Source organism: Pseudomonas sp. MUP55 (assembly GCF_034043515.1).
Classification (GTDB): Bacteria; Pseudomonadota; Gammaproteobacteria; order Pseudomonadales; family Pseudomonadaceae; genus Aquipseudomonas.
The window spans coordinates 5,047,415-5,063,742 of sequence record NZ_CP138214.1; the positions used below are offsets into that span (position 1 = coordinate 5,047,415).

Genomic DNA, 16,328 nt, shown 5'->3' on the forward strand with positions numbered 1-16,328 from the left:
TTTGTCCTGGACCTCAGCATTTTCCAGGACTCAGAAACTCTTACGTATTTCGCTCCCCCTTCATCGAGAAACCTTGATACTCTACACTGCCCGGAGGTGAAAAATGACAGAATCAAATAAAATAATGCTTGGCAAGACCCTCTGGAGTGTCGCCGACCAACTGCGCGGACTAATGAATGCAGACGACTTCCGCGATTACATACTTTCATTCTTTCTCCTGCGATATTTATCAGACAATTATGAAAATGCAGCGAAGACAGAACTTGGCGATGACTACCCTAAAGTCAAAGATAAAGACTATTGCGTACCCCTTACCCTTTGGTACGCCAACAACCCGGAAGAGATCACCAAATTCGAAAAACATATGCGCAAGAAGATCCATTATGTACTGCACCCTCAGTATATATGGAGCAGCATCGCGAACATGGCTCGATCTCAAAAAAGCGAACTACTCAGCACACTGCAGGGGGCCTTCAAACACATCGAGCTTGAATCTTTTGAGCACACATTCCAAGGTCTATTTAGCGCAATCAACCTTGACTCTGAAAAACTAGGTCGCACTTACGCCGAACGCAATATTAAGCTATCTGTCCTCATTCAGAAAATCTCCGAAGGCTTAGCTGAATTCCCCACTGACATGGATGCATTTGGTGATGTTTATGAGTACTTGATCGAACAGTTTGCCGCAGGTTCAGGCAAGAAGTCGGGTGAGTTCTACACGCCACAGCAAATTTCCGACATCCTTTCCTCTATTGTTACACTCGATAGCCAGGATCCCCAGAGCGGCTCAATACAGAGCTTGGGAAGTGTGATGGACTTTGCCTGCGGTTCCGGTTCGCTGCTGCTTAACGTACGGAAACGCGTAAAATCGCGGCATACCGGGATTATATACGGACAGGAAAAGAACTTTACTACGTATAATTTAGCGCGCATGAACATGCTGATGCACGGATTAAAAGATACTGATTTTCAAATTCACCATGGCGATACATTGGCGAATGACTGGGCCATACTACGCGAGATGAACCCTGCAAAGAAACTAGCTTTTGATATCGTAGTTGCTAATCCGCCTTTGAGCTGCCGGTGGGAGCCAACCGACTCTCTAACCGAAGATGTACGCTTCAAAAACTATGGAGTGGCTCCTAAATCTTCCGCAGATTTTGCCTTTCTGCTACATGGACTTCATTATCTAAAAAATGAAGGTGTGATGGCCATCGTTCAGCCCCATGGCGTCCTCTTCCGTAGCGGTGCCGAGGAGCGAATTCGGACTAAACTGCTGAAGGATGGCCACATTGATACGGTAATTGGGCTACCCTCAAACCTCCTTTATTCCTCAGGCATCCCAGTTTGCATTTTGGTCCTTAAGAAATGTACTCGACCGGAAGATGTACTTATTATCGATGCAACAGAGAGCTTCGTTAAAGGCAAGCGACAGAACCATTTATCCCACGAGCAAATAACCAAGATCATTGACACTTATCGGTTCCGTAGGGAAGAATCCCGCTACGCCCGCAGGGTTACGATGGAGGAAATCAAGGAGAATGGCTATAACCTTAATATTTCTCGCTATATAAGCACGTCCAGCATCGAAGCTGAGGTTGACTTACAGACCGTAAATCGTGAACTAGCAACCCTGGAAAAAACCATTAAATCGGCCCGAGACAAACATAATGCTTTCCTTAGAGACCTGGGGCTTCCGCCATTAGCTTGAGTTAAAAAACAGCAGGCTACCTGTCGAGCTGCCTCTCTTCAGTCAACTAACCCAAGACCTCTATCTTGCAAAAAAGGGCGTAGCAATTAGCTGCGTAATTGATGCGTGTAGTTTACGGAGAGGTCACCGTAATATTTTACCGAGAACGCCTGCGGCAGCCATTTCCAATGCGTGGTGCACGCATGAAGCTCTCTGGCGGTGACCGAAAAGCTGTCAAGTTCTAGTCCCATCCAGCTAATGATCTACGCAACACCATTCTTTAGCCCTAGGTTCTTGCTCGCGTAAGTAGGTACAGTCGATTAAAGACAAGATGCGTAGCTCAACGCGACCTGATGTCTAACGGATCAGCCACGGCCAAAGCCCTCGGTTCAGCCAGATACGCTGGGTGCTGTGACATGCTTCCTCAGTGATAGGACTGTGCCAGTCGACAACAACCCGGTTGAGGACCTGGGACGGCCATGGGCACTGGGACGTTCCTACTGATCCTTTACCAGATCGCTATGCCGCGGTAAACGGTCGGCAGCAATCATGAGCTTGATCCAGTCGACGAGCAAGAATGAACACCGTCAGCATGCCAATCTCGAGGATGTGCTGACCGGCTGACGACGCTGCGGGCCAACGTGATCGTGTAATTGCTACCGCATGAGTGGATGCCGATGTGACTCGCGCAGGTGAATTGTGCGGACGCTTACAATCAGCCGCTGCACGAGAGCGCAGGGTAGTTGATCGCGAAATCGCTCCTCTAGGCTCTCCAAAACCTTATCACGAACATCGTCTCCACTGTCACCTGCCAGGCTGCCCCCGCTTGCATCTCCGCTGCCAAAAACGCGGCTGCATTGGTTAAGATGCGCTCCTTAGCTTGCACAGGGGTGCGGTACAGCCGCCCTACCAGCGCTGCTATTCAGCGCTTTGATTTGGAGTATCTGCAGTTGAACCACGCGGTCCACAACAAACTGGTTTCATTTATCTGGTCGATTGCCGACGACTGCCTGCGCGACGTGTATGTGCGCGGAAAATACCGTGACGTCATCCTGCCCATGGTGGTGCTGCGCCGACTCGATGCCCTGCTGGAGGCGAGCAAGGTCAAGGTAATGGAAGAGCTGGCCTTTCAGCAATATGAAATGAGCCAGACCGAACTGGACGACAGCGCCCTGCGTGCCGCTTCCGGTTATGTGTTCTACAACACCAGCAAATGGACGCTAAGCCAACTGCAGAAGACTGCCACCAACAACCAGCAGATCCTCCTGAGCAACGTTGAGGAATACCTCGACGGCTTTAGCGACAACGTCAAAGACATCATCCGGCGCTTCAATCTCAAGTCGCAGATGCGCCACATGGCCAGCAAAGACGTGCTGCTTGACGTACTGGAAAAATTCACCTCGCCCACCATCAACCTCACCCCTCACGACAGCGAAGACCCACAAGGCAACCGCCTGCCAGCCCTGAGCAACCTGGGCATGGGCTATGTGTTCGAAGAGCTTATCCGCAAGTTCAACGAAGAGAACAACGAGGAAGCCGGTGAGCACTTCACCCCGCGCGAAGTGATCGAGCTGATGACCCACCTGGTCTTCGACCCGATCAAAAATCGCCTGCCCTCTGTGATGACCATCTACGACCCGGCCTGCGGCAGTGGCGGCATGCTCACCGAGTCGCAGAATTTTATCGAAGAAAAATACCCGGACTCGACCATTCAGCGCGACATCCACCTCTACGGCAAGGAGATCAACGACGAGACCTATGCCATCTGCAAGTCGGACATGATGATCAAAGGTAACAACCCTGCCCACATCCGCCCCGGCTCCACCCTCTCGGTGGACGAATTCGCCGGCAGCCGCTTCGACTTTATGCTGTCCAACCCGCCCTACGGTAAAAGCTGGGCGAGTGAGCAGAAGTTCATCAAAGACGGCGGCGATGTCATCGACCCGCGCTTCAAGGTCAGCCTCGCGGACTATTGGGGCAACGCCGAAATGCAGGACGCCACCCCGCGCTCAAGCGACGGCCAACTGCTGTTTCTGATGGAAATGGTCAACAAGATGAAGACGCCGGGCGAAAGCAGTCTCGGTTCGCGCATCGCCTCAGTGCACAATGGCTCCAGCCTATTCACCGGCGACGCAGGCGGCGGCGAGAGCAATATCCGCCGCCACCTGATCGAAAACGACCTGCTCGATGCCATCATCCAGTTGCCCAACAACCTGTTCTACAACACCGGCATCACTACCTATATCTGGCTGCTCTCCAGCAACAAGCCGGCGCAGCGCCGAGGCAAGGTGCAACTGATCGACGCCAGTCTGCTGTATCGCAAACTGCGTAAAAACCTCGGCAACAAAAACTGTGAATTTGCTTCCGAGCATATCGAGCGGATCACCCAAACCTACCTCGACCTGGCCAGCCTCGACCGCCCGGCCGGTGGCGACGGCATTGCCGCGCAGGTGTTTGATAACCGCGACTTCGGGTACCACAAGGTCAGCATCGAACGGCCAGACCGGCGCAAGGCGCAGTTCAGCGCCGAGCGCATCGAAACCCTGCGTTTCGACAAGGCCCTGCGCGAACCGATGCAGTGGATTTACCAAGAGTGGGGCGAGGCGGTGTACCAGGACGCCACCTTGGCCACCCATGAAAAAGCCATCCTCGCCTGGTGTGAAGACCAAGGTCTGGAGCTCAACGCCAAGCAGCGTAAAAAACTGCTGAGTCTGGAAACCTGGGCTAAGCAGTCGCTGCTGGTCACCGTGGCTAATTACCTGAAGCAGGCTATCGGCAGCGGCGAATACGACGACTTTAACCTGTTTGCCAAGCTGGTGGACAAAGTGCTCAAACAACTGGGCAAGGAGGCCGGCATCAAGCTCGTCGCCAGCGAGCGCAACCAGTTGCTCAATGCAGTGAGCTGGTACGACGAAAACGCCGCCAAGGTCATCCGCAAGGTAGAGAAGTTCGACTGTGCCCAGTTGGTTGCGCTGCTTGATCGCCTGGGTTGTAGCGAGCTCGAGCTGCCCGACTTCGGTTATTACCCCAACGGGAAGGCCGGCGAGTTCATCACCTACGAGTCCAGCAGCGATCTGCGCGACAGCGAAAGCATCCCGCTGGAGGATGCTATCCACCACTTCTTCAAGGCCGAAGTGCAGCCCCATGTAGCGGAGGCCTGGATCAATCTGGAGTCGGTGAAGATCGGCTACGAGATCAGCTTCAATAAATACTTCTACAAGCATCAAACGCTACGCAGCATGGAAGAGGTGGCGCGGGAAATCGTGTCGCTGGAGCAGCAGGCAGAGGGGCTGATTACAGAAATTTTGGGGTTGGAAGTGAAGGATGTCTCGGGGGTTATGGTGTGACCAAAATGGAGATCAATTTGCCGCCATATAAGCGCTATAAAAACTCCAAAGTCGATTGGGCAAATCAAATCCCATTTCACTGGGAAACGAAAGCGCTCAAGTATATTGCCAAACTACAGAGTGGCGACACTATTCGGCCAGAGCAGTTCACTGAGGATGGATACCCTGTTTTTGGAGGGAACGGTTTTCGGGGGTACACGAGGTCGTTTAATAATATCGGCAAATTCCCGCTGATAGGAAGACAGGGCGCTTTGTGCGGTAACGTCAACTATTCGTCAGGATACTTCTTTGCCTCTGAGCACGCTGTGGTGGTGTATCCAAGGTCAGAGTGCAGCGTTACATGGCTCGGCGAAACAATTCGAGCCGCCAACTTCAATAGGCTATCCCAATCTACTGCACAGCCTGGTATCTCTGTAGCAGTGGTAGAAAACCAACAATTCCCGCACCCACCAGCGGCAGAAAAAAAGGCGATTGCAGAGTTTATCGATCAAAAATCTACCCAGATTGAGCAGGCAATCCATATCAAGGAGCGTCAGATCGAGCGACTTAAAGAGCGCAAGCAGATACTGATCCAGCAGGCCGTAACCCGTGGTCTTGATTCGCATGTCCCCATGCGGGATACCGGCCTCGAATGGATTGGCGAAATTCCGGCGCATTGGAGAATGATGGCTAACCGTGCATTGTTCCGCGAGCGGGTGGAGCCCGGGCGAGAGGATTTGCCTTTGTTGTCGGTTTCCATCCATTCCGGTGTATCCGAAGAAGAAATCTCCGAAGAAGAGAACATTCGTGGTCGTGTAAAGATTGAAGATAAATCCAAGTACATCTGTGTGCGCCCAGGCGATATTGCCTTCAATATGATGCGCGCCTGGCAAGGAGCGATTGGTGCGGTACGTGTGAATGGAATGGTCAGCCCCGCGTATACCATTGCAGTGCCCCGTCCTAGCCTTGATGCCCGGTACTTCGAGTACCAGTACCGCACTCCCGGTTTTATCCAGCAGATGGACCGTTACTCCAAGGGCATTACAGATTTTCGCAAACGGCTCTACTGGGACGGTTTCAAGCAACTGATAACCCTTGTTCCTCCGATTGAGGAACAGCGTGCCATCGTCGAGTTTATCGAGCAGGCCATGCTCAAGCAAAACGCTACCGTCACGCTGCTGGAACAACAAATCACCAAACTCATAGAATACAAAGCCACTTTGATCTATAGCGCCGTCACCGGCAAGATCAAGGTGCCGGGCGTGGTGGAGCCGGATACTCAAGATAGGGAGTTGGCTTGATGTGTGCCCAGCAGCACCTGCAGCGTTTGCTTGAGGGCAGCGGTGAAAGCGAGGTGGTGGAGTTTAAGGAGGCCAAGAACGGCTATGACTTCACCAAACTCGGTAAATACTTCTGAGCCCCGAGCAACGAGGCCAAGCCCATAAGATCAAAAATTTGCTGCAAGCCTTGAAAAAACAAGGAGTCATCGAACCTAAGGGCAAGCTTTGGCAAATGTCTAAAGGCTGATTGCTAGACATTTTTCGGCCCCGTGGGCGGGTTTGGCGCAGACAAATAATGCCCAGTAACACGGTGTGAACTCATTTGACTGAACAGATTGCGCTAAACGAATAAGCCGAGCTGTTAGACATTCAGCAGGCTGCCGGCCAGCTCTGTTAATGGTTATGCTGTCAGGTGAATCAATGGGTTTGTAGTAAGTCAGGTGGGTAGCGGCGAATGTCTGGTCCCGTTAGCTGTATAGTTTTAGACATTTGCACCCCGCGCCTGGCTCGCCTGGCAGAGATAAGAAAGAACAGGCACAAGGAAGCCGGCATGGTAAGCAAGACCAACGAACAGGCGCTGGAAGCTAGCATCGAGAAATACCTGACCGGCACTTGCCTAGAAGAGCAGACGGTGGTCCGGGACAGCGCGGTGACCGTGCCGGCGGGCCTCAACCACGGGTATCAACTGGGCCGCTCTCAGGATTTCAATGCCCGCTATGCCGTGGATAGCCGCTGCTTGTGGCAATTTCTTGAGGCCAGCCAGGGCGATGATTTGGAACGCCTCAAGCAGCGCTACGATGATTGGGATTTGCGCATCTTCGAACGCTTCGACCGGCTGGCGAAGAAGTACGGTGCGCTGCACCTGCTCAAGCGCGGCCTGGCCATCGACGATATGCACTTCAACCTGATGTACCCCGCGCCGCTTGCCAGCAGTTCGGAGCGGGTCAAACAGCAGTTTGCGGCGAATATCTTTAGCAGCACCCGCCAGGTGCGTTACTCCCTGAGTAATCAGCTGGAAGAGATCGACCTGGTACTGTTCATCAATGGCTTGCCCTTCGCCACGCTGGAGCTGAAGAACCCCTGGACGGGCCAGAACGCCCGTTATCACGGGCAAAAGCAGTACAAGCAGGACCGCGACACGGGCCAGCCGCTGCTGCAATTCGGCCGCTGCCTAGTGCACATGACGGTAGACACCGACGAGGTCTACATGACCACCAAGTTGGCCGGTGTCGCGACCTTCTTCCTGCCATTCAACAAGGGCCATAACCACGGGGCTGGCAACCCGCCCAACCCCGCCGGGCACAAGAGCTCCTACCTGTGGCAGGAGGTTTTCAGCCGCGAAAGTGTGGCCAACATTATCCAGCACTTTGTGCGCCTGGACGGCAGCAGCAAGATGCCACTGGCCAAGCGTACGCTGTTCTTCCCGCGCTACCACCAACTGGATGTGGTGCGCCGCCTAGTGACGCATGCCAGCCAGCATGGTGTGGGTCAGCGCTACCTGGTCCAGCACTCGGCCGGCTCGGGCAAATCGAACTCCATCACCTGGGCGGCCTATCAGTTGATAGAAACCTATCCGGCTTCGCTGGAGGTTGTCGGCGCGCGCGCTCTAGATGTGCCGCTGTTCGACTCGGTCGATTGTGGTGACTGACCGCCGCCTGCTGGACAAGCAATTGCGCGAGAACCTACGCGAGTTCTCCGAGGTGAAAAACATCATCGCTCCGGCGCTGAAGTCCTCTGACCTCCAGCGGGCGCTGGAGCAGGGAAAAAAAATCATCATTACCACCATCCAGAAATTCCCGGTGATCGTGGATGGCATCGACGACATGGCCGGCAAACGCTTTGCCGTGATCATCGACGAGGCGCACAGCTCGCAGGACGGTAGCAGCCACGGCACGATGAACAAGGTGATGGGCGGCGACGAGCAAGACGACACTCAGGAGAAGATCCTCAGCGCCATCAAGAACAGCAAGATGCGCGGAAATGCCTCGTACTTTGCCTTCACCGCCACGCCGAAGAACAGCACGCTGGAGAAGTTCGGCGAGCAGCAGGCCGATGGCCGCTTCGCGCCCTTCCACCTGTACTCGATGAAGCAGGCCATTGAAGAGGGCTTTATCCTCGATGTGCTGGCCAACTACACCACGTACCGCAGCTACTACGAAATTCAGAAGTCCATCGAGGACAATCCGCTGTTTGACACGCTGAAAGCACAGAAGAAGCTACGCGCCTATGTCGAACGCGACCAGCAGACCATCGACGTTAAGGCTGAGGTGATGCTGGAGCATTTTATTGAGCAGGTGGTCACGCCGAAAAAGCTTAAGGGCCAGGCCAAGGGCATGGTCATAACCCAAAACATCGAAGCCGCCATCCGTTATCACAAGGCCATCAGCCGCTTGCTGGCAGCGCGCGGCAACCCGTTCAAGGCGCTAATTGCCTTCTCCGGCGAAAAATTGGTTGATGGTATCGAGTACACCGAAGCCGGCATCAACGGCTTCGCCGAAGCGGATACGCGAGACAAGTTCGACACCGACGAATACCGATTGCTGGTAGTGGCCAACAAGTACCTGACAGGCTTCGATCAGCCTAAGCTGTGTGCCATGTACGTGGACAAGAAGCTGCAGTACGTACTCGCTGTGCAAGCGCTGTCGCGCCTTAATCGTGCCGCGCCGAAGTGGGCCAAGAAGACCGAAGACCTGTTCGTTCTGGATTTCTTCAACCAGGTGGAGGACATAAAAGCCTCCTTCGACCCGTTTTACACGGCCACCAGCCTGTCCGGAGCAACGGATATCAATGTGCTGCACGAACTCAAGGACCAGTTGGACGAGGTCGGTGTCTACGAGTGGCCGGAAGTAGAGGCATTCGCCACGCAGTATTTCGACAACGTCGATGCCGAAAAGCTCGCTGTGCTTATCGATATCGCCGCCGAGCGTTTCGACGTGGAACTAGAGTTGGAGGATGAGGCAAAGGTCGATTTCAAAATCAAGGCCAAGCAGTTTGTGAAGATCTACGGCCAGATGGCCTCGATCATGCCGTATGAGATTGTGGCCTGGGAAAAGCTTTTCTGGTTCCTCAAGTTCCTGATCCCGAAACTCAAAGTGCAGGACAAAGACGCCGACGAAATCGACGCTCTGCTCAACTCGGTCGACCTCGCGTCCTATGGGCTGGAACGCGTCAAGTTGAACCACAGCATTGCGTTGGATGACGCGGAAACCGAGCTGGACCCAGCCAACCCAAATCCGCGCGGGGTACATACTGGTGAGCAGGAAAAAGACCTGCTGGACCAAATCATCCAGAGCTTCAACGAGCGTTGGTTCCAGGGCTGGGGGGTGACCACGGAAGAAAAGCGCGTGAAGTTCCTGAGCATTCTAAAGGGCATTCAGGAGCATCCGGACTTTGAGCCAAAGTACCAAAAGAGCCAGGACGAAGACCACCGTGCACTGGCGTTCGAGAAGATTTTCGAGGAAGTCATGCTGATACGCCGCCGCCAGGACCTAGAGCTTTACCGGCTGGTAGCCAGTGATGAAGCGCTCAAGTCTTCGTTGCAGCAGAGCATGAGGGGCATGCTGGGCTGAGATATGTGCAAGCTCGGAGTGTCTCAGCATGTCCGGTCCATACGGCTAAAGCCGTCACGCCCATTCGCATGGAGCTTTAACCTCGAAGTCCTGCAGGGAGCCGAACTCAACAATGACCGTCCATCGGAAGCCAGGCCACGCAGCATTCCAGCTGGTATTCCAAGGAGTTTATCTGATCAATTATTAGCCAATAAAAACAGATGGCTACAGAGCCGTTTCAAATCCCCCCGGCCCACCAATTCGAAGCATCAACAAAACCCGCCTTCTGCGGATTTTGTTGTTTCTGGGCTTTAAAAAGCCCGGGGGAAAGGCCTTCGGAATTTTCCTGCAAAAAGTCGCGCCATTGATGAACTCCCCCTCCCGCTCCCACCCCGCTAATCTGCCACCGTCGCTGCAAAATCAGCGACCGGGTTTAGCAGCTCGGTTAATATCAAGGCCTGCAAAGCCACCTTCCTTTCAAGCGATGCTTTCAGCATCCGCTGGATTGCGTTATGGCGGCTGTGCGAGGGGCACTTTCGGGTGCGCCGGGTTCCTTGATTCCTGGTCTGCTAACCCGCGTACAGTCGCCACCCTTTTCGTTTAGCAGCGATGTCTGGCGACTCCACCAATCAAGGAGTTTCAGTTATGAAAGATCACCCCCAATCCCCCAACCACCCTCTTCACCCTAGCCCCAGGCATCCCCGCCGAAACCCTGCTGGTCCAAGCCAGTGAAACCCTCGCCTCGCTGAACGCCATGACTACCGATCTGGCCTTTGAACTGGAAGGCTCGCACCGCCACAAGTTGCTGGCTGCTCAACAGCTGATTGTGCTGGGTGAGTTGCTGCTGGAGCGGATGCTGGATACTCAGGTAGCCACTATGCAGCCACCTGTCGCAACCTGAGCGGGGCCTTTATACAGGTCATCCTTGAGCAGGTTGCGTTCACGCAAGCGGCGTCCAGCCTCCAGTAGCCGGCTGATCAACAATTGCCCGGACGTAACACAGACAGCCAATACGGCAATATTCAGCGGTACAAACACGGCATCCGACGTTACGCTCATGTCTTTGTCCGGCATGCCGCTATCAATCGAATGCCTTTGAGGCTGTTTCTCCTGCGTTGATCTTGCGCCAATGACGACCGTTCACTTACTCCTGGCAGGTGCCTTGATGGACATCAAACAACTCAAATTCCTGATCGCGCTGGAGCAAACCCGCCACTTCGGCCAGGCCGCCGCGCGCTGTCATATCACTCAGCCGACGTTGTCGATGCGCCTGCGCAAGCTGGAGGATGAGTTGGGTCTGGAGTTGGTGACCCGTGGTCAGCGGTTCGAAGGCTTTACCGAGGCCGGTGAGCGGGTGCTGGCCTGGGCCAGGACGTTGCTCGCGGCCCATGACGGGTTGTTCGCTGAAGCGGCGGCGTGTCGGGGGCAGTTGGTGGGTAACTTGCGTCTGGGGCTGGTGCCGCTCAGTGGTTTTAACCCGATCAGCTACATTCAGGGGCTGTCCCAGACGTTTCCCGAGCTGAAGTTCAGCCTGACGTCCATGAGTTCGGACAAGATCATCGAGGCGTTGGGCACCAATCAGTTGGACTTGGGGGTGTGTTACCTGGACCACGTGAACGCCAGTTACCTGGATTTTTTCGAACTGGGCGAAACCCGTGTCGGCCTGTTGTACGACACGCGCCACTTTCACTTTGAAGGCAGCGAAATGAGCTGGGAAGACGCTGCCGCATTGCCCCTGGGGATGATCAGCACGGGCATGCACTATCGAAAATCCATCGACTTGAGCTTTCGCAGTCGTGGCCTCGACCCCCAGCCTATTCTTGAAAGCGATTCAACGTATCAATTGTTCCAGGCGATCCATGAAGGCTTTTGCTGCGCAATCATGCCGTTGGACAGTGCCCTGGAGAGCCCAATTGAAAACCTGGCGTTTATCCAACTGCCGGACGCCAGCGTGCTCGCGCCGCTGGGCATGGTGATGCGCAAGACCGAACCGCGTTCGGCCATCGCCGAGAAGTGTTTTGCGCACGCAAGAGAGCTGTTTGCCGCCAAGGGGCAAGGTTAACCGGGCCTCACAAAAACCCCACACTCGTTCACGAAGCGTTAAGAAACCCCTCCTTATACTAGCCGGTAGCCATGGCCGCTCCCCCGAGCGGTCCCCCTGCTCGGTAGTCACTCCATGACGCGTCCCGTTCCCCTGCTGCTCCTGCTCGCTGGTCTGCTGTTTTTCTTCGCCCTGGGCAACCATGAACTGCAAGGCTCCACCGAGGCCCGGGTGTCCGGGATCGCCATGGCCATGCACCTGGACAATGACTGGGTGGTGCCGCGCCTGTTTCGCGAGCCGTTTCTGGAAAAGCCGCCGCTGAGCCTTTGGCTGGATGCCGGGGCGATTCGTGTGTTTGGCGCGAGCACCGGCGCCGTGCGCTTGGCGTCTGCCTTTGCCGGGTTGTTCAGCGTGATGCTGCTTTACGGCATGCTGCGCCGGTTCGGGCGGCCCAGCACACTGGCGTTCAGCGCGGCGTTGATCCTGGCAACCATGGCCAGCTATTGGGGCAATGTGCGCGGGGTGGGTGAGGATTCATTGCTCAGCCTGGGGGTGACCGCGGCGTTGCTGGGGTTCTATCAGGCGATGCGCCCCGAGTCGGAGCGCCAGGGCTCCACGGTGTGGGCCTGGGCGTTATTTACGGCGGGGATGGTCATCGCCACGTTGAGCAAGGGCGTGCTGGGCTTGGCGATGCCGGGGATTGTGATTTTCGTCTACCTGGCCTGCACCAGCCTGATGGACAAGCGTCTGCGTCTTGGCGACTGGCTCAAGCCAGCGCTGTTCACGCTGCTGGCCTTGGTGCCGCTGCTGATCTGGCTGGGGTTTCTGTTTCAACGCGGCGGCATGCAGGCCGTTGGCGAGGTGCTGTGGACCAACAGTGTCGGACGCTTCAGCGGTTCGTTTGTCGAAGCCGGGCACTACGAGCCGTTCTACTACTACCTGGCCAAACTGCCGGAAGCCTTCCTGCCATGGAACATCCTGGTGTACCTGGGCCTCTGGCACTTTCGCAAAAGCCTGGCGAGCAACCGCTACCGCCTGTTTTTCAGCGTATGGCTGGTGGCGCAGTTCACCCTGCTGACCTTGGCCTCCAGCAAACGCACGGTCTATTTGATGGCACTGACCCCGGCCGCCGCCGTACTGGCTGCCGAATATGCGCGGGTGCTGCTGGAGTGGGTGAGCACACATAAGCCGGCGCTCTACCGCTACCACCGGCGCATCATCGGCGCCGTGTTCAGCCTGGCCATCGCCTGCTACCTGAGCGCAGCGTTCTGGTTTGCGCCGAAAGCCGATGCGCGTCACTCATTCGTGCCCGTCATCAGCCAGGTGCAGCTATTGCAGGATGAGGGCAAACAAGTGGCGCTGTACCAGCCCAATGAACGGATCGCCGGCGCCAGTGTGTTTTATCTGCAAGCCTATTTGCCGATTCTGCAGACCGAGCCCCAATTGCGCGCATTTCTAAGCGCCAGGCCCGGCAACGTCGCGCTGCTGGACCATACCGATCGCCTGGATCAGAACGTGACCGTGATCAAGAAAATGTCGGTCAACCGCCAGCCTTACTACTTCGTCGAGCAGTAAGGCCGACGCGGGCCGTCAATGCTTGGTGAGCTTGTCCAGGTAACCCATGGCAAACGCCGAGACCACGAAGGTCATGTGGATGATCACGTACCACATCAGGTGCTGCGGATCGACGTTCTTGGCGTCCATGAAGATGCGCAACAGGTGGATGGAGGAAATCGCCACGATGGAGGCCGCTACTTTCATCTTCAGCGACGAAGAGTCCATGGTGCCCAGCCAGTTGAGCTTTTCCTTGTTTTCGTCGATATCGAGTTGCGAGACGAAGTTCTCGTAGCCGGAAATCATCACCATCACCAGCAGACCACCGACCAGGGCCATGTCGATCAGCGACAACAGCAGCAGGATGACTTCCGCTTCCAGCATGGTGAAGATATTGGGAATCACATGAATGATTTCCTGGAAGAACTTCAGCGCCAGGATCAGCAGGCCCAGGGAAAGCCCCAGATAGATCGGAGCCAGCAGCCAACGCGAGGCATACATCGTATTTTCGATAAAACGTTCCATTGAATCTCACACAGCTTGGCTAAAAATGGCGCCGAGTATACCAGCCGCCACCCGACACCTGTCACCGCGAGAAAACTGAGCCAAAGTGGCATCTGTAAGAGAATTTTTCTGCTAGTGTCGAGCCCATCAACCAGGCTCGATGATGTCGGACAGGAAAACTCTGATGATGGATGTGCGATCCCCTTTGGCCACGCTCGGCCTGTGTGCGGCGTTGCTGATGGCCAGCGGCTGCTCCCCCAAAGAAGAGCAGAAGCAGGCCAGCCTCGAAGAGAAAACCAGCCAGTTCGAACAGTCTCTCGATACCATCCAGGACCCCAAGCTGCGCGACGCCATCGCCGACCTCGGCGGCTCGCTGCTGTTGCTCGAGCGCGCGCGCCTCAAGCTCGCCGCCAAGCCCATCGAAGCCGAATACGGCGAAGACACCCTCGCCCTGCTCAAGCACTACCCCACGCCCCAGGCCCTGGTGGACACCTACATCAATGGCCTGTTCGTGTTGCGCAGGGGCTCCCACTCCGACTACCTGACGGATTTACAGCCGGTGTTTCCGTTCACGTTCAACGCTCCAGACCAGTTCCCCTTTCCCCATGGCCTGGAATGGCAGTCGGTGACGCTAAGCAACAACAAAGTCGTGCCCTACCAGCCGGAATGGTCGGAAACCGATCCCGGCATCCAGCTCAGCCCGAGCAGCTCCAACCTGACCAACCCCGACGACCTGACGGTGACCTACCCGTTCATCGAGGGTATCGAGACCGAAAACAAGAGCCAGCCGCAACCGGTCAGCCTCAAAGGTGCGATCGAAGTCGCCGCGCCAGGCAAAGTGCTGGCCTTTGACCTGTCGAAAAAGGACGTGGGGCACCCGCGCACCGAGGGCAATATCACCCTCAACCTGCTCTCGCTGGAGAAGAATTACGCCGAACTCGAACTGACCAACAGCGAGCCCCTCGCTGCCGAGCTGGGTGACGACTCGCCGAACCCACTGCTGGTGCAGGCACGGGACGGCACAGGCCAATTTCTCACCCGCTCAGGCTCAATCAACGAAAATGCCGCCCAAGTGGCGTTTTATGAGCACCAGTTGGCCGAGATGCAAAAGCAGAAGGCCTGGTCCGAGGCATTCGAAAAGCAGCTCACCGACGCGCAAAAAGCCTTCGAGCATCAACAGAACAGCCATTACGCCAAGGTGTATTTCAACGGGATGGTCGACACGCTGCAGGTCAATGTCCTGGACTTTTCCAAGGCCACGGTGACCCGCAAGGAGCTGGACCTGCCCGTGATGCGCTTCGACAAAAACAGCCTGCAACAAACCGTGCAGCCCTTGCCGATGCCGGTCACGGTGTATGACGACGCTGCCGCCAGCTGGCTCAAAGATGCATCGATGACCGAAGAACAGTTGAAAAGCAGCGTCACCATCAGTCAATCGACCGAAGACGCCAGTGCCGCGAAAGTCGTGTTCGACCACCCTTTCACCTTCAACGACGACCTGGTTGGCGCCGAACGCAACAACAGCGACGCGCCGATCACCTTTTTCGCGGCCGATGACAAAGGCGAACGCGGCGAACCCATCGAGTTGCCCACCGAAGCGTTCGAGCTGAACGCGGCCAGCGGCACACTGACCTATGACCTCAACCTGTTCCCGGAAACCCCGGCGTTCGTGGTCGGCTCGGTGCCATTGTTCCTCGCCACCATCGAGAAGGCCTCGATTGACCCCGCCCAACTGCCCAAGGGCCTGGCGCTCAAGGACAACGCGCTGATCGTCGACCAGCGCGCGTTTCCCTCCGACAGCTGGCGCTTCTACGCCAAGGACAGCAGCGGCAACTACCTCAAGGAAATTCTCGGCGTGAGCCACCGCGCCGAGGAATACGGCACGGCGATGTTCGACGTGCATTATTTCTACGGCCAGCCGACCGCCCTGGAAAGCTACCAGCGCACCGACCTCGACACCGTGCAATATGGCTTCGAGGTCAAACTGGATAAACCGGAAAGCAAATAGCCCGTGGTTACAGGGCCAACTGCTCCTGGCCGCCGTTGAGTTGGCGCAGATGGGCCTGCAGGTGCAGGCACCAGATTTGCGGCTCGTCCAACTGCTCGTAGCCATGCAGGGTCAGGCTGTCGACGATGGAACCCAGCATGGTTTCTGCCACGAATGGCCCGTGGAACGGGCCTTGAGACTTCACCGTGGAAGGCTGTTCGCCCGACATGCCGGCGGCAAACAATAACGTCCACATCCCCGTCTCCCCGGCGAGGGGGCGGATGGAGCATTCGATACGGGTTTGCAGGCCCAGGCACTGGCGGGTAAGGCAAAGGTTGCGCGGCATGGCGGCGACCCTCGGTAGATCGGCGTTCAGCCCCAGCGCAAAGGCGAGGCTG

The 16,328-nt window shown here is 56.0% G+C and carries 11 protein-coding genes and 2 pseudogenes; 10 read left to right on the forward strand and 3 right to left on the reverse strand.

The features are described from left to right. The first annotated feature begins 103 nt into the window (after nucleotides 1–103). The 7 genes and pseudogenes from SC318_RS22740 (at nucleotide 104) to SC318_RS22765 (ending at nucleotide 10,745) form a co-directional block, all read left to right on the forward strand. A complete protein-coding gene (locus SC318_RS22740; protein ID WP_320428538.1) occupies nucleotides 104–1,711 on the forward strand; it encodes a type I restriction-modification system subunit M in 1,608 nt (535 codons plus the stop codon). A 314-nt stretch (nucleotides 1,712–2,025) separates the two neighbouring features. Beyond that, nucleotides 2,026–2,343 (forward strand): annotated as a pseudogene (locus SC318_RS27155) (IS66 family transposase); the annotation flags it as partial. 297 nt (nucleotides 2,344–2,640) lie between these two features. Beyond that, a complete protein-coding gene (locus SC318_RS22745; RefSeq protein ID WP_320428539.1) occupies nucleotides 2,641–5,037 on the forward strand; it encodes a type I restriction-modification system subunit M in 2,397 nt (798 codons plus the stop codon). Between the two features lie 5 nt (nucleotides 5,038–5,042). Continuing rightward, nucleotides 5,043–6,317: a restriction endonuclease subunit S gene (locus SC318_RS22750; protein ID WP_320428540.1), complete on the forward strand. Its 1,275-nt coding sequence runs from the start codon at nucleotides 5,043–5,045 to the stop codon at nucleotides 6,315–6,317. A gap of 529 nt (nucleotides 6,318–6,846) precedes the next feature. After that, complete coding sequence (locus SC318_RS22755; RefSeq protein WP_320428541.1) at nucleotides 6,847–7,944, forward strand: type I restriction endonuclease; 1,098 nt, start codon at nucleotides 6,847–6,849, stop codon at nucleotides 7,942–7,944. After that, on the forward strand, nucleotides 7,937–9,865 hold the full coding sequence (locus tag SC318_RS22760; protein WP_320428542.1) for a type I restriction enzyme subunit R domain-containing protein: 1,929 nt from the start codon (nucleotides 7,937–7,939) through the stop codon (nucleotides 9,863–9,865). Before SC318_RS22755 ends, SC318_RS22760 begins: the two co-directional genes overlap by 8 nt. A 631-nt stretch (nucleotides 9,866–10,496) precedes the next feature. Continuing rightward, nucleotides 10,497–10,745, forward strand: a complete 249-nt coding sequence (locus SC318_RS22765) for a DUF6124 family protein (RefSeq protein ID WP_320431282.1) — start codon at nucleotides 10,497–10,499, stop codon at nucleotides 10,743–10,745. Here SC318_RS22765 and SC318_RS22770 read toward each other — a convergent pair. Then, nucleotides 10,736–10,903 (reverse strand): annotated as a pseudogene (locus SC318_RS22770) (molybdenum cofactor biosynthesis protein); the annotation flags it as partial. The gene SC318_RS22765 and the pseudogene SC318_RS22770 overlap by 10 nt on opposite strands. Before the next feature lie 106 nt (nucleotides 10,904–11,009). On the opposite strand from SC318_RS22770, the gene SC318_RS22775 reads away from it, so the two are divergent. Both SC318_RS22775 and SC318_RS22780 read left to right on the forward strand, forming a co-directional pair. Next, entirely contained in the window at nucleotides 11,010–11,906 is an 897-nt protein-coding gene (locus SC318_RS22775; protein WP_320428543.1) for a LysR family transcriptional regulator, read from the forward strand. A gap of 114 nt (nucleotides 11,907–12,020) precedes the next feature. After that, a complete protein-coding gene (locus SC318_RS22780; RefSeq protein ID WP_320428544.1) occupies nucleotides 12,021–13,460 on the forward strand; it encodes an ArnT family glycosyltransferase in 1,440 nt (479 codons plus the stop codon). Nucleotides 13,461–13,475: 15 nt separating this feature from the next. Here SC318_RS22780 and SC318_RS22785 read toward each other — a convergent pair whose 3' ends face one another. Continuing rightward, nucleotides 13,476–13,964, reverse strand: a complete 489-nt coding sequence (locus SC318_RS22785) for a TIGR00645 family protein (RefSeq protein WP_005791582.1) — start codon at nucleotides 13,962–13,964, stop codon at nucleotides 13,476–13,478. A 163-nt stretch (nucleotides 13,965–14,127) separates the two neighbouring features. On the opposite strand from SC318_RS22785, the gene SC318_RS22790 reads away from it, so the two are divergent. Continuing rightward, complete coding sequence (locus SC318_RS22790; protein WP_320428545.1) at nucleotides 14,128–15,951, forward strand: hypothetical protein; 1,824 nt, start codon at nucleotides 14,128–14,130, stop codon at nucleotides 15,949–15,951. A 7-nt stretch (nucleotides 15,952–15,958) separates the two neighbouring features. Here SC318_RS22790 and SC318_RS22795 read toward each other — a convergent pair whose 3' ends face one another. Beyond that, complete coding sequence (locus SC318_RS22795; protein WP_306494681.1) at nucleotides 15,959–16,276, reverse strand: PA4575 family protein; 318 nt, start codon at nucleotides 16,274–16,276, stop codon at nucleotides 15,959–15,961. Between the last annotated feature and the right edge of the window lie 52 nt (nucleotides 16,277–16,328).

Bases quoted from the DNA above. Each gene is read 5' to 3' on its own strand.
- SC318_RS22740 (WP_320428538.1), top strand. From the start codon at position 104: ATGACAGAATCAAATAAAATAATGCTTGGCAAGACCCTCTGGAGTGTC.
- SC318_RS22750 (WP_320428540.1), top strand. From the start codon at position 5,043: ATGGAGATCAATTTGCCGCCATATAAGCGCTATAAAAACTCCAAAGTC.
- SC318_RS22790 (WP_320428545.1), top strand. From the start codon at position 14,128: ATGATGGATGTGCGATCCCCTTTGGCCACGCTCGGCCTGTGTGCGGCG.
- SC318_RS22795 (WP_306494681.1), bottom strand. From the start codon at position 16,276: ATGCCGCGCAACCTTTGCCTTACCCGCCAGTGCCTGGGCCTGCAAACC.
- SC318_RS22785 (WP_005791582.1), bottom strand. From the start codon at position 13,964: ATGGAACGTTTTATCGAAAATACGATGTATGCCTCGCGTTGGCTGCTG.
- SC318_RS22775 (WP_320428543.1), top strand. From the start codon at position 11,010: ATGGACATCAAACAACTCAAATTCCTGATCGCGCTGGAGCAAACCCGC.
- SC318_RS22755 (WP_320428541.1), top strand. From the start codon at position 6,847: ATGGTAAGCAAGACCAACGAACAGGCGCTGGAAGCTAGCATCGAGAAA.
- SC318_RS22780 (WP_320428544.1), top strand. From the start codon at position 12,021: ATGACGCGTCCCGTTCCCCTGCTGCTCCTGCTCGCTGGTCTGCTGTTT.